Origin of the sequence: Streptomyces sp. NBC_00859, assembly GCF_045161865.1 — a bacterium.
Taxonomy (GTDB): Bacteria; Actinomycetota; Actinomycetes; order Streptomycetales; family Streptomycetaceae; genus Streptomyces.
On sequence record NZ_CP108826.1, the window covers coordinates 2,667,625 to 2,690,122 of the forward strand.

23 protein-coding genes and 1 pseudogene are annotated in these 22,498 nt (G+C 71.8%); 8 read left to right on the forward strand and 16 right to left on the reverse strand.

The features are described 5' to 3' along the window. Positions 1-52: 52 nt before the first annotated feature. A complete protein-coding gene (locus tag OG584_RS11215; protein ID WP_003966491.1) occupies positions 53-220 on the reverse strand; it encodes a DUF3117 domain-containing protein in 168 nt (55 codons plus the stop codon). Positions 221-538: 318 nt separating this feature from the next. Here OG584_RS11215 and OG584_RS11220 point away from each other — a divergent pair, with 318 nt between their 5' ends. Continuing rightward, on the forward strand, positions 539-1,339 hold the full coding sequence (locus tag OG584_RS11220; protein WP_405777523.1) for an enoyl-CoA hydratase/isomerase family protein: 801 nt from the start codon (positions 539-541) through the stop codon (positions 1,337-1,339). A gap of 15 nt (positions 1,340-1,354) precedes the next feature. On the opposite strand, the gene OG584_RS11225 is transcribed toward OG584_RS11220, so the two are convergent. After that, a complete protein-coding gene (locus tag OG584_RS11225) occupies positions 1,355-1,948 on the reverse strand; it encodes a DNA-3-methyladenine glycosylase I (RefSeq protein ID WP_405777525.1) in 594 nt (197 codons plus the stop codon). Positions 1,949-1,956: 8 nt separating this feature from the next. Next, positions 1,957-2,274 (reverse strand): annotated as a pseudogene (locus OG584_RS11230) (DivIVA domain-containing protein); the annotation flags it as partial. 325 nt (positions 2,275-2,599) lie between these two features. On the opposite strand from OG584_RS11230, the gene folP reads away from it, so the two are divergent. Then, on the forward strand, positions 2,600-3,460 hold the full coding sequence (gene folP / locus OG584_RS11235; protein ID WP_405777527.1) for a dihydropteroate synthase: 861 nt from the start codon (positions 2,600-2,602) through the stop codon (positions 3,458-3,460). A gap of 60 nt (positions 3,461-3,520) precedes the next feature. Here folP and OG584_RS11240 read toward each other — a convergent pair whose 3' ends face one another. Beyond that, a complete protein-coding gene (locus tag OG584_RS11240; RefSeq protein ID WP_405777529.1) occupies positions 3,521-4,276 on the reverse strand; it encodes a TIGR00730 family Rossman fold protein in 756 nt (251 codons plus the stop codon). Between the two features lie 65 nt (positions 4,277-4,341). Continuing rightward, positions 4,342-5,421 (reverse strand): succinyl-diaminopimelate desuccinylase, encoded by a 1,080-nt coding sequence (gene dapE, locus OG584_RS11245; protein ID WP_405777531.1) that lies wholly within the window; start codon positions 5,419-5,421, stop codon positions 4,342-4,344. A gap of 38 nt (positions 5,422-5,459) precedes the next feature. Here dapE and OG584_RS11250 point away from each other — a divergent pair, with 38 nt between their 5' ends. Together OG584_RS11250 and OG584_RS11255 are read left to right on the forward strand one after the other, a co-directional pair. Beyond that, positions 5,460-6,401: a hypothetical protein gene (locus OG584_RS11250; protein WP_405777533.1), complete on the forward strand. Its 942-nt coding sequence runs from the start codon at positions 5,460-5,462 to the stop codon at positions 6,399-6,401. A gap of 313 nt (positions 6,402-6,714) precedes the next feature. Further along, positions 6,715-7,131, forward strand: coding sequence for an ATP-binding protein (locus tag OG584_RS11255; protein ID WP_405777535.1), 417 nt, complete (start codon positions 6,715-6,717; stop codon positions 7,129-7,131). 85 nt (positions 7,132-7,216) lie between these two features. Here the strand turns inward: OG584_RS11255 and dapC are convergent, their stop codons facing one another. Beyond that, the gene (dapC, locus tag OG584_RS11260) at positions 7,217-8,317 is read right to left on the reverse strand and encodes a succinyldiaminopimelate transaminase (protein WP_405777537.1); all 1,101 of its coding nucleotides are present in this window, start codon (positions 8,315-8,317) and stop codon (positions 7,217-7,219) included. Positions 8,318-8,468: 151 nt separating this feature from the next. Next, positions 8,469-8,795: a ferredoxin gene (gene fdxA / locus OG584_RS11265; RefSeq protein WP_319092146.1), complete on the reverse strand. Its 327-nt coding sequence runs from the start codon at positions 8,793-8,795 to the stop codon at positions 8,469-8,471. Positions 8,796-8,908: 113 nt separating this feature from the next. On the opposite strand from fdxA, the gene OG584_RS11270 reads away from it, so the two are divergent. Both OG584_RS11270 and OG584_RS11275 read left to right on the forward strand, forming a co-directional pair. Then, positions 8,909-9,928 carry a GNAT family N-acetyltransferase gene (locus OG584_RS11270; protein WP_405777539.1) on the forward strand — a complete coding sequence of 340 codons (1,020 nt, stop codon included), beginning with the start codon at positions 8,909-8,911 and terminating at the stop codon, positions 9,926-9,928. A 17-nt stretch (positions 9,929-9,945) separates the two neighbouring features. Further along, complete coding sequence (locus tag OG584_RS11275; protein ID WP_405777541.1) at positions 9,946-10,788, forward strand: transglutaminase-like domain-containing protein; 843 nt, start codon at positions 9,946-9,948, stop codon at positions 10,786-10,788. A 184-nt stretch (positions 10,789-10,972) separates the two neighbouring features. On the opposite strand, the gene OG584_RS11280 is transcribed toward OG584_RS11275, so the two are convergent. Continuing rightward, the gene (locus tag OG584_RS11280) at positions 10,973-11,779 is read right to left on the reverse strand and encodes an AraC family transcriptional regulator (RefSeq protein ID WP_405777543.1); all 807 of its coding nucleotides are present in this window, start codon (positions 11,777-11,779) and stop codon (positions 10,973-10,975) included. 49 nt (positions 11,780-11,828) lie between these two features. On the opposite strand from OG584_RS11280, the gene OG584_RS11285 reads away from it, so the two are divergent. Further along, on the forward strand, positions 11,829-12,311 hold the full coding sequence (locus OG584_RS11285) for a DUF2000 family protein (protein WP_405777545.1): 483 nt from the start codon (positions 11,829-11,831) through the stop codon (positions 12,309-12,311). 56 nt (positions 12,312-12,367) lie between these two features. Here the strand turns inward: OG584_RS11285 and OG584_RS11290 are convergent, their stop codons facing one another. The 8 genes from OG584_RS11290 to OG584_RS11325 form a co-directional block, all read right to left on the reverse strand. Beyond that, positions 12,368-12,973, reverse strand: a complete 606-nt coding sequence (locus tag OG584_RS11290; RefSeq protein ID WP_405777547.1) for a response regulator transcription factor — start codon at positions 12,971-12,973, stop codon at positions 12,368-12,370. Continuing rightward, positions 12,970-14,133, reverse strand: a complete 1,164-nt coding sequence (locus OG584_RS11295; protein WP_405777549.1) for a sensor histidine kinase — start codon at positions 14,131-14,133, stop codon at positions 12,970-12,972. Before OG584_RS11295 ends, OG584_RS11290 begins: the two co-directional genes overlap by 4 nt. After that, positions 14,130-14,870 carry an ABC transporter permease gene (locus OG584_RS11300; protein WP_405777551.1) on the reverse strand — a complete coding sequence of 247 codons (741 nt, stop codon included), beginning with the start codon at positions 14,868-14,870 and terminating at the stop codon, positions 14,130-14,132. The genes OG584_RS11295 and OG584_RS11300 overlap by 4 nt, the downstream gene beginning before the upstream one ends. After that, entirely contained in the window at positions 14,867-15,796 is a 930-nt protein-coding gene (locus OG584_RS11305) for an ABC transporter ATP-binding protein (protein WP_405777553.1), read from the reverse strand. The genes OG584_RS11300 and OG584_RS11305 overlap by 4 nt, the downstream gene beginning before the upstream one ends. 141 nt (positions 15,797-15,937) lie before the next feature. Then, positions 15,938-17,947, reverse strand: a complete 2,010-nt coding sequence (locus OG584_RS11310; protein WP_405777555.1) for a hypothetical protein — start codon at positions 17,945-17,947, stop codon at positions 15,938-15,940. A 164-nt stretch (positions 17,948-18,111) separates the two neighbouring features. Continuing rightward, a complete protein-coding gene (locus OG584_RS11315) occupies positions 18,112-18,519 on the reverse strand; it encodes a DUF6113 family protein (protein ID WP_405777557.1) in 408 nt (135 codons plus the stop codon). Then, entirely contained in the window at positions 18,516-19,415 is a 900-nt protein-coding gene (mshB, locus tag OG584_RS11320) for an N-acetyl-1-D-myo-inositol-2-amino-2-deoxy-alpha-D-glucopyranoside deacetylase (protein ID WP_405777559.1), read from the reverse strand. The genes OG584_RS11315 and mshB overlap by 4 nt, the downstream gene beginning before the upstream one ends. A gap of 50 nt (positions 19,416-19,465) precedes the next feature. After that, the gene (locus tag OG584_RS11325; protein WP_328319450.1) at positions 19,466-19,660 is read right to left on the reverse strand and encodes a hypothetical protein; all 195 of its coding nucleotides are present in this window, start codon (positions 19,658-19,660) and stop codon (positions 19,466-19,468) included. A 201-nt stretch (positions 19,661-19,861) separates the two neighbouring features. On the opposite strand from OG584_RS11325, the gene OG584_RS11330 reads away from it, so the two are divergent. Then, the gene (locus OG584_RS11330) at positions 19,862-22,003 is read left to right on the forward strand and encodes a prolyl oligopeptidase family serine peptidase (RefSeq protein WP_405777561.1); all 2,142 of its coding nucleotides are present in this window, start codon (positions 19,862-19,864) and stop codon (positions 22,001-22,003) included. Positions 22,004-22,498: the final 495 nt, after the last annotated feature.

Genomic DNA, 22,498 nt, shown 5'->3' on the forward strand with positions numbered 1-22,498 from the left:
CACTGCCCCGGCCGGAGCCGGGGCAGTGGGGAGAACATTGGGGGCGTCCGCTTCAGCCGACGACCTTCTTCAGCGCGTCGCCGAGTGCATCGGCCTCGTCCGGAGTCAGCTCGACAACAAGTCGTCCGCCGCCTTCGAGCGGAACGCGCATGACGATGCCCCGCCCCTCCTTGGTCACCTCGAGCGGGCCGTCGCCCGTCCGCGGCTTCATGGCCGCCATGCTCGTTCCCCTTCCTGAAACCAGCTCATCGCAGCCGACAACCCAGGTGTCACCGGCATCGAACATATTGCTTCTCGGCCATTATCCCGCATCCCAGGACCCGATGACCAACATCGGTCTGCATCGCTTGCGCAACGCACTTCCTCAAAACCACTCAATTCGGCGTTCCTCCTGCGATACTGCGCCGCCTCGCGCACCATTCTCGACCTGCATTGTTTGACGCAGGTCACATGTTCGCCGCCGATGATCTCCGGCATGCTGAGCTGCGGACGACGAAACCGCATCACCAGCAGCCGAAACCCAGCAGTGGAGGGCCCCATGGCGGACACCGTGCTCTACGAGGTGACCGACGGACTCGCGACGGTGACCATCAACCGTCCCGACTCCATGAACGCGATGAACACCGAGACGAAGGCCGCCCTGCGTGACGCGCTGCAGGCCGCGGCCGCGGCCTCCGGCGTACGGGCCGTACTCCTCACCGCCACCGGGCGCGCCTTCTGCGTCGGGCAGGACCTCAAGGAGCACATCTCCTCGCTCACGTCCGACCGCGAGACGGGCACCGGGCGCACCATGTCCACCGTGCGGGAGCACTACAACCCGATCGTGCGCGCCATCACTGAGATGCCGAAGCCGGTCGTCGCCGGCGTCAACGGCGTCGCCGCCGGGGCCGGCCTCGGCTTCGCTCTCGCCGCCGATTACCGGGTCGTGGCCGACACCGCCAAATTCACCACGTCGTTCGCGGGTGTCGCGCTCACCGCCGACTCGGGCGTCTCCTGGACCCTGCCGCGGCTGATCGGCCAGAGCCGCGCCGCCGATCTTCTGCTGTTCCCGCGCTCGTTCGGCGCTCAGGAGGCGTACGACCTGGGAATCGCCAACAAGTTGGTGCCCGAGGCCGATCTGGCGGCGGAGGCGCTCGCCGTGGCCCGCGCACTCGCCGAAGGCCCCACCGTCGCGTACGCCGCGATCAAGGAGTCCCTGGCCTACGGGGCGGGCCACCCGCTGCGCGAAGCGCTGGAGAAGGAGGACGAGCTCCAGACACGTGCGGGCGCGTCGGAGGACCACCTCATCGCGGTGGAGGCCTTCGTGGGCAAGACGAAGCCGCGGTATCTCGGGCGCTGAGCACCACAGGACCGGTCAGCCGCCGGCCGGGGCCCGGCGGGCGAAGCAGTCGGCCAGGTGATCGTCGACCAGACCGCACGCCTGCATCAGGGCGTAGGCCGTGGTCGGCCCGACGAAACGCAGGCCACGCTTCTTGAGTTCCCTGGCCAGCGCCGTGGACTCCGCCGTCACCGCGGGTACGTCGGCGGTGCGGCGGGGCGCCGGGCGGCCGGCCGGGTCCGGGGCGTACGACCAGATCAGTGCGTCCAGCGTGCCGGGCGCCCAGCCCGCGAGCTCGCGGGCGTTGGCGAGGGTGGCGTCGATCTTGGCCCGGTTGCGGATGATCCCCGGGTCGGCGAGCAGCCGGTCCCGGTCGCCGTCCGTGAAGGCCGCCACAGCGGCGATGCCGAACCCGGAGAACGCCTTACGGAACCCTTCGCGCCGGCGCAGGATCGTGATCCACGAGAGCCCGGACTGGAAGGCCTCCAGGCAGAGCCGTTCGTACAGCGCGTCGTCGCCGTGCACCGGGCGGCCCCACTCGGTGTCGTGGTACTCCGCGTAGTCCTCGCTGGACACCCCCCAGGGGCAGCGGAGCCTGCCGTCGGCTCCCGGAACGGCGTCCGGTGTCATCGCCGGGGGTCCTCGTCGGTGACCGCGGCGGCCCGCGCGCCGGCGAGCGCCGCTTCCAGTTCCGCGATCCGCGCGTCGCGCTCGGCCAGTTCGGCACCCAGCCTGCCCAGCACGTCGTCCACGTCGGCCATCCGGTAGCCCCGCACCACCATGGGCAGGCGCAGCGCCTCGATGTCGGCGCGGCCCACGGGGCGGGCGGCGGGGAGCGGGTCGACGGGCAGTTCGGGGGACGTCCCGGACAGCGCGGCGCCGTCACCGCCGCCGATCACCGCGAGGGTGACAGCGGCGACCACCACGACCATCGCGATCAGCAAGAACAAGAACACGAGTGAGCCTCTCCCCGGGTAGCGGAACCGTGCGGGTCCGATCGTCCCATGCGTACCAGCCGTGCGTGCGAGGCCGTTAGGGTCACAGTCGGCTCAGGGGTCCTTGCCTGTGAGCGTCCGGTGAGCCGCGTGGTCCGGTGCCGTGCTCGCAAGGCGCCGGGGAGTCCGGGATGGGAGTTCCCCTGGCCCTGAAGGCCTTGGGGGTGGAGCCACCTGGCTTTTCGGCAACGCCGCGAGACGCGGTGCCGGACCACGCGACCCGGGCGGGCATAGTGCAAGGGCCCCTCGGAGGGGTCCGAGGATGACAGGCGAGAGGAGCAGACGGATGCTGCGGTTGGGACGGCGTGAGTTCGACGCGCACGAGCCGGTGATCATGGCGATCGTCAACCGGACCCCGGATTCGTTCTACGACCAGGGGGCGACCTTCCGTGACGAGCCCGCGCTGTCCCGCGTGGAGCAGGCGGTGTCCGAGGGGGCTGCCATCATCGACATCGGCGGGGTCAAGGCGGGCCCCGGCGACGAAGTCACGGCCGAGGAGGAGGCGCGGCGCACGGTGGGCTTCGTCGCCGAAGTGCGGCGGCGCCACCCCGATGTGGTGATCAGCGTCGACACCTGGCGGCACGACGTCGGTGCGGCGGTGTGCGAGGCGGGCGCGGATCTGCTGAACGACGCGTGGGGCGGGGTGGACCCCGAACTGGCCGCGGTCGCAGCCAGGTTCGGCGCGGGCCTGGTCTGTACGCACGCGGGCGGCGCCGAACCGCGCACCCGGCCGCACCGGGTCACGTACGACGACGTCATGGACGACATCCTGCGGGTGACGGTCGGCCTCGCGGAGCGGGCTGTCGCGCTCGGGGTGCGACCCGACGGCATCATGATCGACCCCGGCCACGACTTCGGCAAGAACACCCGGCACTCGCTGGAGGCCACCCGCAGGCTCGGCGAGATGACCGCGACGGGATGGCCGGTCCTGGTCTCCCTGTCGAACAAGGACTTCGTGGGTGAGACGCTCGACAGGCCGGTCAAGGAACGGCTCATCGGGACGCTGGCCACGACGGCGGTGTCGGCGTGGCTGGGGGCGCAGGTCTACCGGGTGCACGAGGTGGCGGAGACCCGGCAGGTGCTCGACATGGTGGCCACGATCGCGGGCCACCGGGAACCGGCGGTGGCCCGGCGGGGGCTGGCGTAACGGCGGCGTGGCGCAACCGCGGGCCGGGTCCCGCCCGGCCCGCGGGCCCCCGCAGCCCGGCTACAGCCCCGTCTCCTTCGTCACCAGCGCCACGGCCTCGTCCACGTCGTCCGTGACGTGGAACAGCAGCAGATCGCGCTCCGACGCCTTCCCCTGTGCCACCACGGTCCCGCGCAGCCAGTCCACCAGGCCGCCCCAGTAGTCCGTACCGAAGAGCACGATCGGGAACCGTGTCACCTTGCGGGTCTGGACCAGGGTGAGTGCTTCGAACAGCTCGTCCAGGGTGCCGAGTCCGCCCGGCAGGACCACGAAGCCCTGCGCGTACTTCACGAACATCGTCTTACGGACGAAGAAGTAGCGGAAGTTCACCCCGATGTCGACATGCGGGTTGAGCCCCTGCTCGAAGGGCAGCTCGATCCCGAGACCGACCGACACGCCGTCGGCCTCCCGCGCGCCCTTGTTCGCCGCCTCCATCGCGCCGGGCCCGCCGCCGGTGATCACCGCGAAGCCCGCCTCGACCAGCGCGCGGCCGATCCGTACGCCCGCCTCGTACTCCGGCGAACCCGGAGCGGTACGGGCCGAGCCGAACACACTGATCGCGCTGGGCAGTTCGGCCAGTGCGCCGAAGCCCTCCACGAACTCCGACTGGATGCGCATGACCCGCCAGGGGTCGGTGTGCAGCCAGTCCGCGGAGCCCTTCTCCGTGGTGTCGAGCAGCCGCTGGTCGGTGGTGCCGGGCTGGACCTGCTCCCGGCGGCGCACCACCGGGCCGAGTCGCTGTTCCTCCGGCGCCGGCGCTCCCTCAGGGTTGCCCATGTTGTGCTCCCTCCGCTGTACGTGTCCGGACAGACTAGGTCCGCACACGTGACGAATGAGGAAATTCAGCCGGTCAGCCAGGAGTGGAGTCGTTCCTCGGTCTGCGTGATCCGCGTGATGTCGACCCGCTCGTCGCGCTTGTGCGCGAGCAGCGGGTTGCCGGGGCCGTAGTTCACCGCGGGCACCCCGAGGGCGCTGAAGCGCGACACGTCCGTCCAGCCGAACTTCGGGCGGGCCTCGCCGCCGACCGCCGCCATGAAGGCCGCCGCCGCCGGGTGCGTGAGACCGGGCAGGGCGCCGCCGGTGTGGTCGTCGACGGTGAACTCGTCGATGTCGCATCCGGCGAAGAACTCCTTGACGTACGCAAGGGCCTGCTCCTCGGTGCGGTCGGGCGCGTAGCGGAAGTTGACCACCACCGTGCAGGCGTCCGGGATGACGTTGTTCGCCACGCCGGCCTCGATCCGTACGGCGTTGAGGCCCTCGTGGAACTCCAGGCCGTCGATCACCGGCCTGCGCGGCTCGTACGCGGCCAGCTTCGCCAGGATCGGGGCGGCCGTGTGGATCGCGTTGGACCCCATCCAGCTGCGCGCCGAGTGGGCACGCTCGCCCTTGGTGCGCAGGATCACTCGCAGGGTGCCCTGGCAGCCGCCCTCGACGTCACCGCCGGAGGGTTCCAGCAGGACGGCGAAGTCCGCCGCGAGCCAGTCCGGGTGCGCATCGGCCACGTGCTTGAGGCCGTTGAGTTCGGCTGCGACCTCCTCGTTGTCGTAGAAGACGAAGGTGAGATCCCGGTTTGGTTCGGGCACGGTCGCCGCGATCCGCAGCTGTACGGCCACGCCCGACTTCATGTCACAGGTGCCACAGCCCCACAGGACGCCGTTCTCGTCGAGCCGCGACGGTACGTTGTCCGCGATCGGCACGGTGTCGAGGTGTCCCGCCAGCACGACCCGCTCGGCGCGGCCGAGCTGCGTCCGGGCGACGACGTTGTTGCCGTACCGGTCGACAGTCAGATGCGGGAGGGCCCGCAGCGCCTCTTCCACCGCGTCGGCGAGGGGCTTCTCGGCACCGCTCTCGGACGGGAAGTCGACCAGCTGTGCGGTCAGGGCCGGGGCATCGAGTGTGAGGTCAAGCGGGGTCTCCGACATGGCTCAGACCCTAACCCGTGCTCCAGTACGGTGACCCTGTGTCCCAGCCCACTGCCGCGCCTCGCCGCGGCCGCATCGTCCGGATCGTGGCCGCCGTCGCCGTTCTGCTGGCGCTGGCCGGCTACGTCCTGGTGCAGTACATCAGCGGGGGCGGCGGCGGTCCGCGCTGCACCGCGGGCCCGCCGGACGGGAGCACCTACCGGCTCAGTCCCGAGCAGGCCGTCAACGCGGCGACGATCTCCGCCGTGGGCACTTCGCGCGGCATGCCGGAGCGCGCGGTGACCATCGCGCTGGCGACCGCGCTGCAGGAGTCGGGGCTGCGCAATCTCGACCACGGCGACCGGGACTCCCTCGGCCTCTTCCAGCAGCGGCCCTCGCAGGGCTGGGGCACGGCCGAGCAGGTCATGGATCCGGTCTACTCGGCGGGGAAGTTCTACGAACACCTGGCGAAGATCCCCGGCTACTCCCGGCTGCCGCTGACGGAGGCGGCACAGCAGGTGCAGCGGAGCGGCTTCCCGCAGGCGTACGCGAAGCACGAGCCGGACGCCGCGCTGCTGTCCGCCGCGCTGACGGGCCACGCGCCCGCCTCGTTCGCCTGCTCGGCGACGAAGAGCAGCAGGGCGGGCGACCCGGCCAGGGTGCGTGCCGCGCTGACGCGGGCCTTCGGGTCCGGGGTACTGCCCGCCGGAAGGTCCGCGCAGCCTTCGGAGGTCCTGCTGCCGGTCCGTACGACCACGGCGCGGGCCGTCGGGCCGGCGCCCGGCAGCGGTTCCTCGAAGCAGCGCGGCTGGGAGCTCGCGCACTGGGCGGTGGCCAACTCGGCCGCGCTCCACATCCAGCGGGTCTCGTACGCGGGCCGTGAGTGGGCCGCGGGAACGGGCGAGGCGTCCTGGCGCGGGACAGGCACCGGGCAGGGCGGCCCGACGGGGCGCGGCGCGGGCCGGGACGCGGACGAAGTCCGCATTACCGTCACGAAATAGACCCCCGGCAGCCCCCCGTACAGGCATACGAACCCTCACTCGGAAGCGGTTGCCGCGGCCGGCCCGGCAGCTGTTCGGGACCCCCTTCGGAGCCGCCCCCTCCCCTCTCCGGGGACCCCAGCGGGCCCAAGGGAAGTGACGGTTCAGCAGTACTGTCACCGCACTACCGTTTGTCCGTTTTTATCCGAACCCGATAATGCGACACATTACGTAGTCTTTACCTTGGTGCACCGCAACTTCCCCCTCCCCCCGAGCGGTTGTCACACCGTCCGGACGCCGGACAGTCAACGTCCCCTCCCGCTCAAGGAGCACCATGTCCCTCTCCCTGACCCGTCGGATCGCCCGTACCGCGCTGCTGATCGCGGCGGGCGCGGCCCCCGTGGTCGGTGCGGCCGGCGTCGCAAGCGCCGCGGAACTCCCGCAGGCCCCCAACCTGGGCGGCGTGACCGCCCTCGACGGCGCCGGCCTGGGCAACTCCGTCGACAGTGCGGCCCGGACGACCACCGGCATGGCCGGCGACGCCGGCAGCAAGGCCGTCAAGAAGACCGTCCCGGCCGCCGGGAAGACCGTCGGCGCTGTCGGCAAGACCGCCGCTCCCGCCGCCCAGAAGGCCGCCGGTGACACCGCGGGCAGCGCAGGCACCCTGGTCGGCGGCACCGCGCAGAGCGCCGGCGGCGCCCTGCCGACCGCGGGCAAGCTGCCGGTCGGCGGACTGCCCATCGGCCAGTAGGTCCGGGCCCGCCAGGGCCACGTACACGGCGAGGGGCCCGGGGAGTGCGCACTCCCCGGGCCCCTCGCCGTGTACGTGCGGCGGGCTACTTCTCGCCCAGCCGCTTCACCGCCGCCGCCACCCGCTCGTCCGTGGCGGTCAGCGCGACGCGGACGAACCGCTCGCCCGCCGCCCCGTAGAAGTCGCCCGGCGCCACCAGGATGCCCAGCTCGGCCAGGTGGGCGACCGTGTCCCAGCACGGTTCGTCGCGGGTCGCCCACAGGTAGAGGCTGGCCTCGCTGTGCTCGATCCGGAAGCCCCGCGCCTCCAGGGCGGTGCGCAGCGCGGTGCGCCGGGACAGGTACCGCTCCCGCTGCTCCGTCACGTGTACGTCGTCGCCGAGCGCGGCGACCACCGCTGCCTGTACCGGCGCGGCCGTCATCATCCCGCCGTGCTTGCGGATCTGGAGCAGCTCGCCGAGCACGGCGGCGTCGCCCGCGATGAACGCGGCCCGGTAACCCGCGAGGTTGGAGCGCTTGGAGAGCGAGTGGACGGCGATCAGCCCCTCGTACGTGCCGCCGCAGACATCCGGGTGGAGCACGGAGACCGGCTCGGCCTCCCAGCCCAGCTCGAAGTAGCACTCGTCGCTCGCGATCAGGATGCCGTGCTCCCGCGCCCAGGCGACGATCCGCACCAGCTCGTCCCGGCCGATGACCCGGCCGGTCGGGTTGGACGGCGAGTTGAGCCACAGCAGCCCGATGCCCTCGGGGTCCAGCTCCGTCGGGTCGTCGTACACGACCGGCTCCGCACCGCAGAGCCGCGCGCCCACCTCGTACGTCGGGTAGGCGAGCCTCGGGTACGCCACCCGGTCACCGGCGCCCAGGCCGAGCTGGGTGGGCAGCCAGGCCACCAGCTCCTTGGAGCCGACGACCGGCAGCACGTTGGTGTGCGCGACGTCGCGCGCGCCGAGTCTGCGCTCGCACCAGCCGCTTAGCGCGTCGCGCAGCTCAGGGGTCCCCCACACCGTCGGATACCCCGGCGAGTCGGCCGCCGCGACGAGCGCGGCACGGACGATCTCGGGGACCGGGTCGACCGGTGTGCCGACGGAGAGGTCCACGATGCCGTCCGGGTGGGCGGCTGCCGTCGCCTTGTACGGCTCCAGCTTGTCCCAGGGGAAGGCGGGGAGACGCGATGAGAGTGCGGACACGGGCTTCACTTTCTCGTACGTACGGAGGCTGCGCCGGCGTGGGCCGCGCAGGCTGGGGCCCCACGGCTGTGACCCCACGGGCCGGGACCTCACAGAAATGCCTCGGCCCCGTACGGCGAAGAGTGCCGTACGGGACCGGGTCGCTACGGGATCAGCCGTTCTGATTCTGCGGAGGAAGCGCCGCGATGAAGGGGTGGTCGCGCTCGATCAGACCGAGCTTGGAGGCGCCACCGGGCGAGCCGAGCTCGTCGAAGTATTCGACGTTCGCCTTGTAGTAGTCCTTCCACTCCTCCGGGGTGTCGTCCTCGTAGAAGATCGCCTCCACCGGACAGACCGGCTCACAGGCACCACAGTCGACGCATTCGTCCGGGTGGATGTACAAGGACCTGGAGCCCTCATAGATGCAGTCGACGGGGCACTCCTCGATGCACGCCTTGTCCTTGACGTCGACACAAGGCTGCGCGATGACGTAAGTCACGCTGTCGTTCCTCCTCGGTAGGGCTGCTCTGCGCGGGAGCGCGGCGTCGTCGATGCCCGCACCTAGTATCTCCGTTCCTGGGCGCGATCCGAACAGGAGGGGCGGAGAGAGCTGTGGAATTCACCACCGGCGGACGGCTTGAGGTCCGAATTACACCTGTTGACGTGGGCAAACGGGTATCAGTCAGGCAGCTGACCGATGGGGCCGCACCAGGCCCGAAATTCACCGACACGGTCGGTGTTCTCACATCTTGGGATGCCGGTGTGCTGTCCATCACACAGCGCTCCGGCGTGTCGGTGCGGATCTCTGAATCGTCGCTCGTCGCGGGGAAGACGGTACCTGCCGCGCCCGCGCGCAGGCGCGGCCCCTCGGCGACCTTCCCCGAACTGGCGCGCGCCACGGCCCGCGCCTGGCAGCCGGTGGAGAGCGAGCAGCTCGGCGACTGGCAGCTGCGGGCCGCCGCCGGATTCACGCGCCGCGCCAACTCCGTACTGCCCCTCGGCGACCCGGGCCGCCCGCTGGACGAGGCGCTGGCCCATGTGAACGCCTGGTACGCGGAGCGCGGTCTGCCCGCGTACATCCAGATCTCCACCGGGAACGAGGGCACCCAGGAGGCTCTCGCCGCCGCTCTTGAACAGCGCGGCTGGACCCGTGAGGTGAGCGCCCTCGTCAGGACCGGGGCGCTGGCCCCGCTGGGGGATCCGGCCCGCCCGCCGGAGGAGCAGGTCTCCCGGGTCGCGCTCTCCCGGTCCTGCGACGCGGCCTGGTGCGCCCGCTACCAGCGCTTCGGCACGCCTGATCCGGCCGTCCTGAAGGTGCTCGGCAGCGGACCTTCGACCTGGTTCGCGACCGTCCGGGGCCCCGGCGATGTGCCGGCGGCGATCGGCCGCTGCGTGGTCGACGGCCGGTGGGCGGGTTTCATGGCCATCGAGGTTGACCCGGCGGCCCGCCGGCAAGGCCTGGCGGGCGCCGTCATGACCGCGCTGGCCCGCCGGGCGCTCGACGAGGGCGCTTCGGCTGCCTGGCTCCAGGTCGAGGAGGACAACACGGCGGCCCGCGCGCTCTACGACGGCATGGGGTTCCGGACCCACCACAGCTACCACCACTACCGGCAGCACATCCCCACGGCATAGGCGGGTACGAGAGCGACATGGACGAGCAATCCACCGACTGGCGGCAGCAGTTCGCCGAGGAGGCCCGGTCCGAACGGCCCGATCTCGCGCTGCTGTGCCTGCTGGTGGGCACGGAGGCCGATCCCTCGCTCGGCCAGGACGGTATCGACGCGGCCCAGATCGAACTCGACAGGCTGGCGGGGACGCTGCCGTACGGGGTGACCGGAGCGCGCGCCTGGGCGAGCGCCCTCGGTGAACTCCTCGGCGCGCGCGCCGGCTTCAGAGGCAGCGACGCCGACTACCAGCGGCTGGAGTCGTCGCTGCTGCACGAGGTGCTGCGGCGCGGTCGCGGGCTGCCGATCCTGCTGTCGGTGGTGTGGACCGAGGTGGCGCGGCGGGCGGGCGCCCCGGTGTACGGGGTGGCGCTGCCCGGCCACTTCGTCGTCGGCTTCGGCGATCCCTCGGGGCCACCCGGCGAGCAGGTGCTCGCCGATCCCTTCGCGGGCGGGCGGCTGCTCACCGGCGAGGACGCGAGCACCCTGGTCTCCGGGGCCACGGGCGCGCCCTTCGACCCCGCGATGCTCGCCCCGGCGGATCCGCTGGAGGTCGTCCTGCGGATCCTGAACAACATCCGCGCGTGGGCCGCGGCCCGCCCGGAGCGCACCGACGTCCAGCTCTGGGCGGTCGAGCTCTCGCTGCTGCTGCCCGCCCATCCGGCGCGGCTGCGCTACGAACACGCCCAGCTCCTGGTCGAGCGGGGCGACTTCGTGCGCGGAGCGGTGGAGATGGAGGAGTACGCGGAGGTGGTCGCCGCGGTCGACCAGGGGGCCGCCGACGAGATCCGCGGACGGGCGAGGTCGGCGCGCGCGATGCTCAACTGACTGCGCAGGTCGACTGAGTGCGCAGGTCGACTCAGTCCGCCGGTCGGCTGAGTGCGCCGGTCGGCTGAGTGCGCCGGTCGGCTGAGTGCGCCGGTCGGCTGAGTGCGCCGGTCGGCAGACTGTACTGAACGACCGACTGCGGCCATGGCTGACGGTGCTGGCCCGCTGGATGAGCCGGTGACGCTCAGCGCGTGGGCCCGGTCCGTGCGTACTGTCCGGGCGCGATGCCCACGACGCGCTTGAAGTGCCTGGTCAGATGGGACTGATCGTAGAATCCGGTGACCGCCGCCACCTCGCCGGGCTGCCCGCCTTCCAGGAGCAGCCGCCGGGCCCGGTCGACCCGCCGGGACGTCAGGTACTGGTGCGGGGTGATACCGAAGGCCCCGCTGAACGCCCGTACCAGATGGGTGGGGTGGGCGTGCACCAGAGCGGCGGCCTCCTGCAGCGTCACGCCCTGGACCAGCCGCTCGTCGAGCAGCGCCCGCAGCCGTTCCGCGACGGAACGGCCTGGCTCCGCCGCCCCGCGGGTCACCGGACCGGGCCGCAGATGCCCGCGCAGCCGCTCACTGATCAGCGCGAGGCGGCTCTCCGCCTCCAGCTCGTCACCGCGTGCTGCCAGGGCTGTGTGCAGCCGGCCGACCGCGCTGCGCAGCACCGGGTCGACGAGGTCGGGCTTGTCGGCCGCAGCGCCGATGTAACCGGCGTCCAGCTGGGTCATGTCCAGGTAGAGCACCCGTTTGCGGAAGCCGCGCGGGGTGGCGGGCGAACCGTTGTGGGGCACCTGCGGAGGCAGCAGCGAGACGGTGTCGCGCGGGGTGCCGTGCTCCTGGCGGTCGAGGTCGTACCGCACCGCGCCGTCGTCGACGATCAGCAGGGTCCATGCCTCGTGGACGTGCATCGGGTAGGCGTGCTCGGTGAAGTGGGCGTGGAAGACCTCCACCACACCCGCCACGGGCGGGCGCCATGCGGAGATCTCCGGCCTTGCCACCATGCAAAGAACGTACAAGACGGGGCACCGGCCCACCCGGCAGTCTCGGAGCATGAGAACCGAGACTGTCCCCGACACCGACACCGTCGCCGGCGTCGCATCCGGCGCCCGCGACGACGCACCGGTCCGCTTCGACACCAAGATCGCCGTGCTGCTGCACGAGGATCTGGAGACCTGGCAGCGGCTGAATGTGACCGCTTTCCTGGTCAGCGGTCTCGGCGCTACGGTGCCCGAGGTGGTCGGCGGCCCGTACGCCGACGCCGACGGCACCGCTTATCTGCCGATGTTCCGGCAGCCCGTCATGGTCTTCGAGGGCTCCGGGCAGATGCTGGCCACCGCGCACTCCCGTGTCCTGTCCCGCGCTCTTCCCCGGGCCGTCTTCACCCGCGAGCTGTTCGGCACGGGCAACGACCGGGACAACCGGGCGGCTGTCCGGGCGGTCGGGCGGGACCGGCTCGATCTGGTGGGGCTGGCCGTGTACGGGCCGCGCAACGCGGTGGACAAGGCGCTCAAGGGGGCACGGATGCACCGGTGAGGACCGGGAAGTCCGTCCCGCCGGACGCCTGGGCGGACAACCCGGCAGGGCTGGACCTACAGCCAGCCCTTCTCGCGGGCGATCCGCACCGCCTCGGCCCTGTTGCGGGCCGTCAGTTTCTGGATCGCCGTCGAGAGGTAGTTGCGGACGGTGCCCTGCGACAGGTGCAGCGCCGCCGCCAGTTCCGCGTTGCTCGCGCCGTCCGCCGCCGCGCGCAGTACGTCGCGCTCGCGGTCGGTGAGCGGGTTCGCGCCGTCCGAGAGCGCGGCGGCAGCCAGGGTGGGGTCGATGACGCGCTCACCGGCGAGGACCTTCCGTACGGCGGTGGCCAGCTGGGCGGCGGGAGCGTCCTTGACCAGGAAGGCGTGGGCGCCAGACTCCATGGCTCTGCGCAGATAGCCGGGGCGGCCGAAAGTGGTGAGGACGACCACCTTGAGCGCCGGGAGCTCGCGCTGGAGCTGCGCCGCCGCCTCGATCCCGGTCATGCCCGGCATCTCGATGTCGAGCAGCGCGACGTCCACGGCGTTGGTACGCGCGGCGGCCAGGACCTCGTCGCCGCGGGCCACCTGAGCCACTACTTCGATGTCCGGCTCCAGGCCGAGCAGCGCGGCGAGGGCCTCACGGACCATGGCCTGGTCCTCGGCGAGCAAGAGCCTGATCATGCTCCGGATCCTAGGGGGACGCGGGCGGTGAGGGTGAAACCAGGGCCGGCCTGCGTACCGAGCGTGCCCCCCGCCTTGTCGAGGCGCTCTGCCAGGCCGGTGAGCCCGTTGCCGTGCGGGCCCGCGACGGCGTTCCTGCCGTCGTCGTGCACCACGAGTTCGATGCGGCGGCCCTCCAGGGTCTGGCGGGCCGTGAGCGTGACCGTGCACCGGCGGGCGGCGCTGTGGCGTACGACGTTGGTGATGCCCTCGCGCAGTGCCCAGGCCAGGGCGGCCTCCTGGTCCTCGTGCAGGTCGCCCGCCCGGCAGTCCTTCGGCACGTCGACGGGCACCACGGCTGTGATGCCCGCGGCCGCGAGCGCGGTGCGGGCGCCCGCGAGCTCGCCGGGCAGGGTGGGCCGGCGGTAGCCGGTGACCGCTTCCCGTACGTCCGTCAGCGCCTGTCTGCTGACCTGCTCGATGTCCGCGACCTGGGTGGCCGCCTGGCCGGGATGGTCCGGGAGCATGCGGCCCGCCAGCTCGGACTTGAGGGTGATGAGGGACAGGGAGTGGCCGAGGAGGTCGTGCAGATCGCGTGCCATCCGCAGCCGCTCCTCGTTCGCGGCGAGCTGGGCGACCGTGGCGCGGGCCTCCTTCAGCTCGACCGTCGTACGGATCAGCTGCCGCACCCCGGTCATCGCGAACCCGCCGAGCAGGGCCGGGATGAGCAGCGGTCCGGCGAGCCCCACCGGATCGTCGGCACGGAGCGCGAGGAGGCACATCAGCGCCGTGGCCCCGACGATCCCCCAGGTCGCCCGGCGCAGCGGCAGGACCGCGCCGCAGTTCACCGCCACGTACACGAAGAGGACGAGCCAGGGGGAGCCGAGGGCCAGGCTGAGCCCGATGGCGAGGGCGCCGAGGATGACGAGGGTGGTGTGGATCACCCGCGGCGGAAGCGAGCGGCTGGTGTTCCGGAAGACCATGACGAGGTACAGGCCGACGAAGACGGTCAGCCCGGTCCAGCCGAGCGCCTGCCCGGCGGGCGAGTAGCGGCCGTCGAGCAGTGCGCTGAGCGGAGCGCTCAGGAAGATCAGCCAGATGCCGATCCAGAGCATCTTCCTGGCCGCTTCCCGGGTGTCCTCCGGTACTTTCCCGATACCGACCACTCGTTCCTGGTTCACGCCTTCAGTGTGTCCTTCCGGTACAGCCAGGCGGCGCCGCCCGCGAAGATCAGGAAGTAGACGAACAGGATGGCCACGTCCTTGAGGTGCGGGGCGTTGCCCACCTCGATGGCCTGGCCGAGACCGGCGTACGCGTGGGTGGGCAGCCACTCGGCGATGTTCTGCAGCCACTTCGGGAAGGCCGTCGTGGGCAGCCACAGGCCGCCGAGGATGGAGAGACCGAAGTAGATGATCATCGTGATGGGCCGGACGGCGTCACCGCTCGCGATGTACCCGATGGCGACTCCGAGCGCGGCGAAGACCAGGCTGCCGGCCCAGATGACTCCGGTCAGGGCGAGCCACTGCCAGGCGTCGAACCGCACGTTCTTGGCGAGCGCCGCGACGATGAAGACGACGACGATGCAGGGCAGCGTGACGACCGCCGCGCTGCCGATCTTCGCCAGGACGTAGCCGCGGCCCGGCAGCGAGGTGAGGCGCAGCTGGCGTACCCAGCCCTTCTCACGCTCCTTGGCGATGCGCTCGCTGTTGCCCATGAGGACCGCGGTGAGCGCGCCGAAGGAGGCCATGGCGACCACGTAGAAGTTCTGCAGGGTGAGGCTGGTGCCGCCGATCTTGTCCGACGAGGACGCCCCGCTCGCGATGATCAGGTAGAGCATCGAGGGGTACAGGATCGAGAAGAACATGAACTTCTTGTTCCGCAGCGTCCGGGTGATTTCGAGCTTGACCAGGGTCTTCATGCTGCTTTGGCCTCCTCGGCCTCGGTGATGGCGACGAAGGCCTGCTCCAGGCCGAGGCCCGCGACTTCGAGGTTGCGGGGGTAGATGCCGAGCCCGTACAGGGCGTGGACGGTGGCGTCGGCGTCGGACGACTGGATACGGACGGTGCGGCCGGACACGTCGAAGGCCGTCAGGTACGGGAGATCGCGCAGCGCGTTCTCGTCGATGGCGCCGTCCAGGTCGAAGGCGATGCGCCGGGCCCCGGCCTTGGCCTTGATCTCGGACGCGGTCCCGTCGGCGAGCAGCCGCCCCTTGTGGAGGACCAGGACGCGGTCGGCGATGGCGTCCGCCTCCTCCAGGTAGTGCGTGGCGAAGAGGACCGTACGGCCCTGGTCGGCCTGCTCGCGCATGGTGGCCCAGAAGGCCTGACGGGCCGAGACGTCCATCCCGGTGGTCGGCTCGTCGAGGACGATCAGGTCGTTGTCCCCGGCCGTCGCGAGGGCGAAGCGGACCCGCTGCTCCTGACCACCGGAGAGCTTGTTGACCATCCGGTCGGCGATCTGGCCGATGCCCGCGCGGTCGAGCACGTCGGCGACCGGGCGCGGGTGGCGGTGCAGGTCACAGGCCAGCTGCACCAGCTCGCGGACCTTGACGTCCTCCATCAGGCCGCCGCTCTGCAGCATCGCGCCGACGCGTCCGTCCCTGATGGCCTGCTCGGGGGTGGTGCCGAAGACCCGGACCGTGCCCGAGTCGGCTTTGCGGAGTCCGAGCAGGAGGTCGAGGGTCGACGACTTGCCCGCCCCGTTGGGGCCGAGGAGCGCGACGGTCTCGCCGGGGTGCAGCTCCAGGGTCAGGCCGGCCACTGCGTGCACTTCGCCGTAACTCTTGTTCACGTTCTCGAAGCTCGCCACGGTGGTCGTGGTGGGCGGTGCTGTCGTCTGAGTCATGGAAACAGCGTCGCTCATTGATGTGCCCGGCGGCAGAGCCGCCTGTCGTGAGTCGTCGATGACAGATGTCATACCGGATCCATGAAGCGGCCCCCGCCGACGTGGTCGGCGGGGGCCGCTTGATGCGCGGATACGGTGCGGTCAGCTCGGGTCGAGGCTGATCGTGGCCACACGCTCCGCCGGGGTCTTGCCGAGCAGCGCGCTCTGCATGGCCTGAGCCACGTCCGTCGCCGAGACCTGGTGCTTCTGCCCGTCCCCCTTGGTGATCATGACGCCGTCGAAGACGCCTTCCAGGAGCTGGGTGATCGCGGTCCGGTTGTAGACCGGCTGGAGCCGTCCGTCGACGGGCTTCATGGAGAGGATCTTCGGCAGGGACCTCTCCGGGCCGAACTGGATCTGCTTGTTGCCCGCCTTGATCGTGATGAGCCCGGACATCGCGGGCTGCGCGAAGTCCTTCATGGCCCGGTCGAGCTCGGTCTTGGTGACCGTCGGCTGCCTGGCCGCGACGGGCAGCTGGACGGTGTGCGGCTGTCCGGTCTGGACCTGCGCGCGGAACGCGTCGCGGACCGCGACCATCGACTTGTTGACGTCCAGCGACTTGCCCGCCTTGCCCGGTACGGCGACGGCCTTGCCGGGCTCGAACTTGATCGTGCCGTCCGACGCCGAGCCGGAGACACCGGCCAGGTCGGTGAGCGCGACGCCGAGCTTCTCCTCGTCGGTCGGCAGGATCGGCTCGACCTGGCGGTGGCCGCCGAAGAGCGAACCGATCACCGAGACCGGGTTGTAGTCGCTTCCCGCGGCCTCGCGCACGGTGGCCTGGGTCTCCAGCGTGAGTCCCGCCTGGGCGGGCTTGAGCTGGGTCCTGTGTCCGTCGACGCTCAGCTGGATCGGGGAGTTGACCCGGCTGCCGAGGGTGCTGTCGAGCTTGTTGACGGCCTCGTCCCGGGTGCCGCCGCCGATGTCGACACCGAGCACGGTGGTGCCCTTGGGGACGTCGGAGTGGTTCATCAGCAGCCCGGCGCCGTACGCCACACCGGCGAGGACGACGACGCCGACCCCGATGAGGCCCAGCTTCGAGCGGCCCTTCCTGGCGGGTGCGGCCGGACGCACCGGTGCGGGCGCCGGAGTGGGGACCACCCCGGGGTGCCCCGACGGGCCGTCGGAGAGCCCGTCGTGGGCCTCCGCACCGGGGCCGGGAACAGCCCCGTGTCCGGCACCCGGTCCGGGCGGGAACGGCGCACGGCGGTCCGCCGGGGCCACCGGGACACCGCTGTTGAGAGTGGAGCCCGAGACATGGCCGGCGGCCGGCGGCCCGCCCTGGCCGCCGGAGCCCGGCCCGAACTCGGGCGCGGGCTGCTGCGGTGTCAGCACGGCGGTGTCGTCCGACATGGGCGTCCCGGTCCCCCCGGGGGCGGACGGGCCGCTGCCCAGAGGCGGTGTCAGCGAGCTGGTGCCGGTGACGGGACCCGTGGTCGGTCCGGAGGGACCGGCGGACCCGAGCGGCCCGAGGGACCCCAGGGCCCCGGGAGGGCCGGTGGGGCCGGGCGTGCCGAAGTCGGCGGACCGGTCGGACGTACCGGGCCCGGCGCCGGGACCACCGTTGCCCCGCTGCGGCGGCTCCGAGAAGTAGGGCAGGTCGGGGCGGTGGCCGCCGCCGTTCTGCGCTCCGGGTGCCCGCGGTGCCGGGGGCGCCGCAGGAGTGGACGGCGCGGCCGAACGCGGCGCTCCGTCACCTCCGTTGGTACCGCCGGCGCCGTTCGACGCGGCCGGCGCGGCGGGCGCGGCCGGCTTGCGCGGCGCGAACCAGTCGCTGGTGGGCCGCTCGGCCGGTGGCTCGTCGGCCTCCGGCTCGGGCTCGGGCGGCAGCGACATCGCGGCGGTGCGCTCCTGGTCGCCGCCGTCGGATGCGTCGCTGTCGCTCACGGGCGTACGCATGACGAGTGGCGGAATCGGCCGCGAGCCGGGGATGTTGATCCGGATACGCGTCGTCAGCGTGGTCTCGGTCCTGGGCTCGTCCGGCTGCGGCTCGGGGGCCGGCGCCGCGTCCTCCTCCGGAGACTGGCGGGTTCCGTACGGCGGCGTGCCCGAGGGGTACGCGGCCCCGCCACGCCCCTGGGGGCCGGTGGACGAACTGTCAGTTTCACGACTCAAGGCAGGTTCTCCCGGTTGGCTCCGCCGCCCGTTCTTACTTGTGCGGGAGGTTCGGCGGCGCGCACCACCATACTGGCCACGGCGCGATGACACCCCCCACCCAGCGGAATGCGACGTTCCGACGACCCGGCGATTACGTCCTGTTCACCGGGCGAAGCGGCACATCACTTCCCAGGTCGGGCGGAATCCGGCCCCGGCGAGGGCACTTTGCGCGCGGTGGCACAGATCACAGCGGCCACCATCCCGCCCAGCAGGAAGACATACGACCCCGTTCCCGCCCCGAAGACGAAGTCGCCCTCCGGGCGGGTGGAGGTCAGCAGCATGACAGCGATCAGCCAGCCGACCGCGGGAGCGCCGACCCCGAGCGTCGTGCCGGTCGCCACCCGGCCCCCGTAGAAGAGCGCCGCGGCGCCGAGCAGGGCGAGCACCAGCCCGCCGGGGAACCAGCCCGCCTGGACGAGCGCACCCGCGAGACCGGTCAGCGCGCCGAGGACGAGCAGCGCGAAGTAGGCAGCGCCACGGCGGAGGTTCGGCGGTGCCGCGATGCCCGTATGACCCTGGTTCGTACTCATTCGGCTGCTCCGGTGATGCCTGCGAATAGATCGGTCTCGCGTTCGCCGCCGGGCGCTCCCGACGCGCCCCGCACCAGTTCGTAGTACTCGCGTGCGAAGAGGGGCTGGCCCAGATCGTTGGAGAGCGCGAAGAACGGACCCTCCACCGCGATCTGGCTCGCGTGCGCCCGCATCGCCGCCGACTTGGCGGCGGCGTACTCCGTGCCGTCGATCTCGGCGGTGACGGTCGCGTCGTCCACGACCCCCGGAACATCGCCGATGGCCGCGACACCGGGGAATCCGGCGCCGGCAGCCGCGCGCAGCCGGGCGAAGCCCTCCTCGGCCACCGACCGCGGCACCCGGTTCCAGTAGATCTTCGCGATGGTGTGCGGAGCGCCGGACTCCGGCCGGAAGGCGGGCTCGGACGCCAGTTCCGCCGCGCGCATCGCGACGCGGTGCGCCTGGATGTGGTCGGGGTGGCCGTAACCGCCGTTGGTGTCGTACGTCACCAGGACCTGCGGCCTCACCGAGCGGATCACCTCGACCAGGTACGCCGCCGCGTCGTCGACCGCCGTGTTCCAGAAGGCGCCCTCGCGGTGGTTCTGCGCGACGCCCATCATCCCCGAGTCCCGGAAGCGGCCGGGACCACCGAGGAAGCGGTGGTCCCGGACACCCAGCTCCCGCATCGCGGCGGTCAGTTCGCCGGCACGATGGGCACCCAGACCGTCCTCGCGGTCGGACGCCAGGTGCGCGAGGCCGGGCGGAATGATCTCGCCCTCCTCGCCCAGAGTGCAGGTCACCAGCGTGACGTGGGCGCCTGCGGCGGCGTACGCCGCCATGGTGGCGCCGTTGTTGATCGACTCGTCGTCGGGGTGCGCGTGCACCAGGAGCAGGCGCCGGTCGGGGAGATCCGTCATGGGAACAGCCTACGAGCCGCATCCGCTTCGCAGGCCGCCCGTCCACCGTCTCAGAACTTGATACCGCCGATCATTCCGGCCACATTGGTCGTGAGCGAGTGGATGGTGGGTGCCACGGACGAGCTGGCCAGATAGAAGCCGAGAAGTGCACAGACCATCGCGTGCCCTGCTTTCAGGCCTGATTTCCTGACCATGAGCACGACGATGATCGTCAGCAGCACCACCGCCGAGATCGAGAGCGCCATGACGGTTCACCTCCACGTTGCGTACGGTCCAGGGGCATGCCACAACTGCCGGTAGCGCCATGCCCACCTAGCGCTACGGATCATAACTATCCAGCGGCCTGCATGATCGGTGCACGGCAGCACGAGGGGCGCATGGACGTACGCCCCCGGCAGAACCGTTCGGCACATGCCGCCGTGAGTGACTCCTCTAGGTTCAGTCGCATGACATCGAACGAACACTCCTTCCCGCGCCGGTTCGCCAGGACGCAGCGCTTCACGCTCGGCGCTCCGCGCGCCTTCACGGTGTCGCCCGACGGCAACCGGGTCCTCTACCTGCGCTCCCCCACCGGGACGGACCGGGCGAACCGGCTCTGGGTGCTCGACCTCGAACAGGGCGCACAGGAGCGCGTCGCCGCGGATCCCGACGCACTGCTCGGCGGCGCGGCCGAACAGCTGTCGGCCGGGGAGCGGGCGCGCCGCGAACGGAGCAGGGAGGGCTCGGCGGGCATCGTCGGATACGCGGTCGACGGCGCCGCCGAACTGGCCGTTTTCGCGCTGTCGGGGCGGCTGTTCACGGCCGGGCTGCGGACCGGCGGCACCCGGGAGATCCGGGTCCCCGGGCCCGTGATCGACCCACGGCCCTCCCCGGACGGCCGCCGCATCGCCTACGTGAGCGGGGGCGCGCTGCGCGTCGTCGGAGCGGAAGGGGACGACGACAGGGCGCTCGCCGAGCCCGAGGACGAGCACACCACCTACGGGCTCGCCGAGTTCGTCGCGGCCGAGGAGATGCAGCGTTCGCGCGGCTACTGGTGGTCGCCCGACTCGCAGTGCCTGCTGGTGGCGCGGGCCGACGACAGCGCGGTACGGCGCTGGTGGATCGCCGATCCCGCGCACCCGGAGCGGGAGCCCGCGCAGATCGGATACCCGGCGGCCGGGACGCCCAACGCCGATGTGCGGCTCTTCCTGTACGCCCTGGACGGCACGCGCACCGAGGTGGTGTGGGACCGCGTCCGCCACCCGTATCTGGCGGCCGTGCACTGGTCGGCCGATGGGGTGCCGCTCCTTCTCGTCCAGGCGCGCGACCAGCGCAGCCAGCGCTATCTGGGGGTCGACACGGAGTCCGGTGCCACCAGGACCGTCCATGTCGACGAGGACCCGGTGTGGCTCGACCTCTTCCCCGGAGTGCCCGCCTGGGCGCCGGCCGGCGGCCTGGTCCGGATCGCCGACGAGGGCGGCGCCCGGGTGCTGGCGGTCGGCGACCGTCTGCTCACCGGGCCGGAGTTGCACGTTCGGGCGGTGCTGGACATCTCGGTTGACGACGTGCTCGTCTCCGCGTCGGCGGGCGAGGCGGCCACCGTCCCCGAGACCGGCGAGATCCATGTCTACCGGGTCAACGAGCTGGGCGTGGAGCGCCTTTCGGAGGGGCCGGGCGTGCACGCGGCGGTGCGTTCGGGCGGTGTCACGGTCCTCATGTCGGCCCGTCCGGAGCAGCCGGGTACGGATGTCCGGGTGCTGCGGGGCGGCAAGGAGGTGGCCACGATCGCCTCCTGTGCGGAGCAGCCGGGCCTCACCCCCCGCGTGAAGTTCACCGAGGGGGGCGCACGGAGAATTCCGTGCGCCGTCCTGCTCCCCAGCGGCCACCGGGAGTCCGACGGCGCGCTCCCGGTGCTCCTCGACCCGTACGGCGGCCCGCACGGCCAGCGCGTGGTCGCCGCGCACAACGCGCACCTCACGTCGCAGTGGTTCGCCGATCAGGGTTTCGCGGTGATCGTCGCGGACGGCCGGGGGACACCGGGGCGCTCCCCCGCGTGGGAGAAGGCCGTCAGGGACGACTTCACACTCACTCTCGACGACCAGGTCGACGCCCTGCACGGCCTCGCCGCCCAGGGCTTCCCGCTGGACCTCGACCGGGTCGCCATCCGCGGCTGGTCGTACGGCGGCTATCTCGCCGCGCTCGCGGTGCTGCGCCGCCCCGATGTCTTCCACGCGGGTGTCGCGGGCGCCCCGGTCACCGACTGGCGGCTGTACGACACGCATTACACCGAGCGCTATCTCGGTGACCCGGGAGAGCAGCCGGACGTGTACGCGGCGAGCTCGCTCGTCACCGACGACGGGCTCTCGGCACCCGAGAACCCGGCGCGGCCACTGATGGTCATCCATGGCCTGGCGGACGACAACGTGGTCGCGGCCCACACTCTGCGGCTCTCGTCGGCCCTGCTCGCCGCTGGCCGCCCGCACGAGGTGCTGCCGCTCTCCGGTGTCACCCATATGACGCCGCAGGAACAGGTGGCCGAGAACCTGCTGCTGCTCCAGGTGGACTTCATCCGGCGGTCGCTGGACCGGGCACTGCCCGGGGCGCGTTGAACGATCGGGGCACGGCGGCCGGCCCGGATGCGCTGCACGGCCGGCGCTGAACGGTCCGACCGGGCCGGGGCGACCGGCCGGGGTGACACCTCATCCCGGCCGGTCCACGGCACCCGCACGGGCCGTACGACGTCCAGCCTGACGGCCGCGCATATCGCCGCCGCGACAGCGGAGTTGCTGCCGTGTGAACAATCCCGCGCAATGCCCGGCCCCTCGTCACGCGGGCCGGCAGGACGTCAAGCACGTACACACACCGGTCTGCAAAACCTTCGCCCAAGAAGTGCGCGGACGCAGCCCTTCCGCCGTCAGGCACTTGACGCACGTCGGCGCACCGGGCCACAGTCCGCTCAGCCGCGATGAGTCCTGCGCACAGCGGGCAGAGTGATGATGGGCCCATCTCACACCGCCGGCAGGGGAGTTGACGGCCCACCCCATGGCGGGCCGACCGGCCGGGGCCGGCACACCACATCCGAGGACACCCCACCTAGGAAGCGA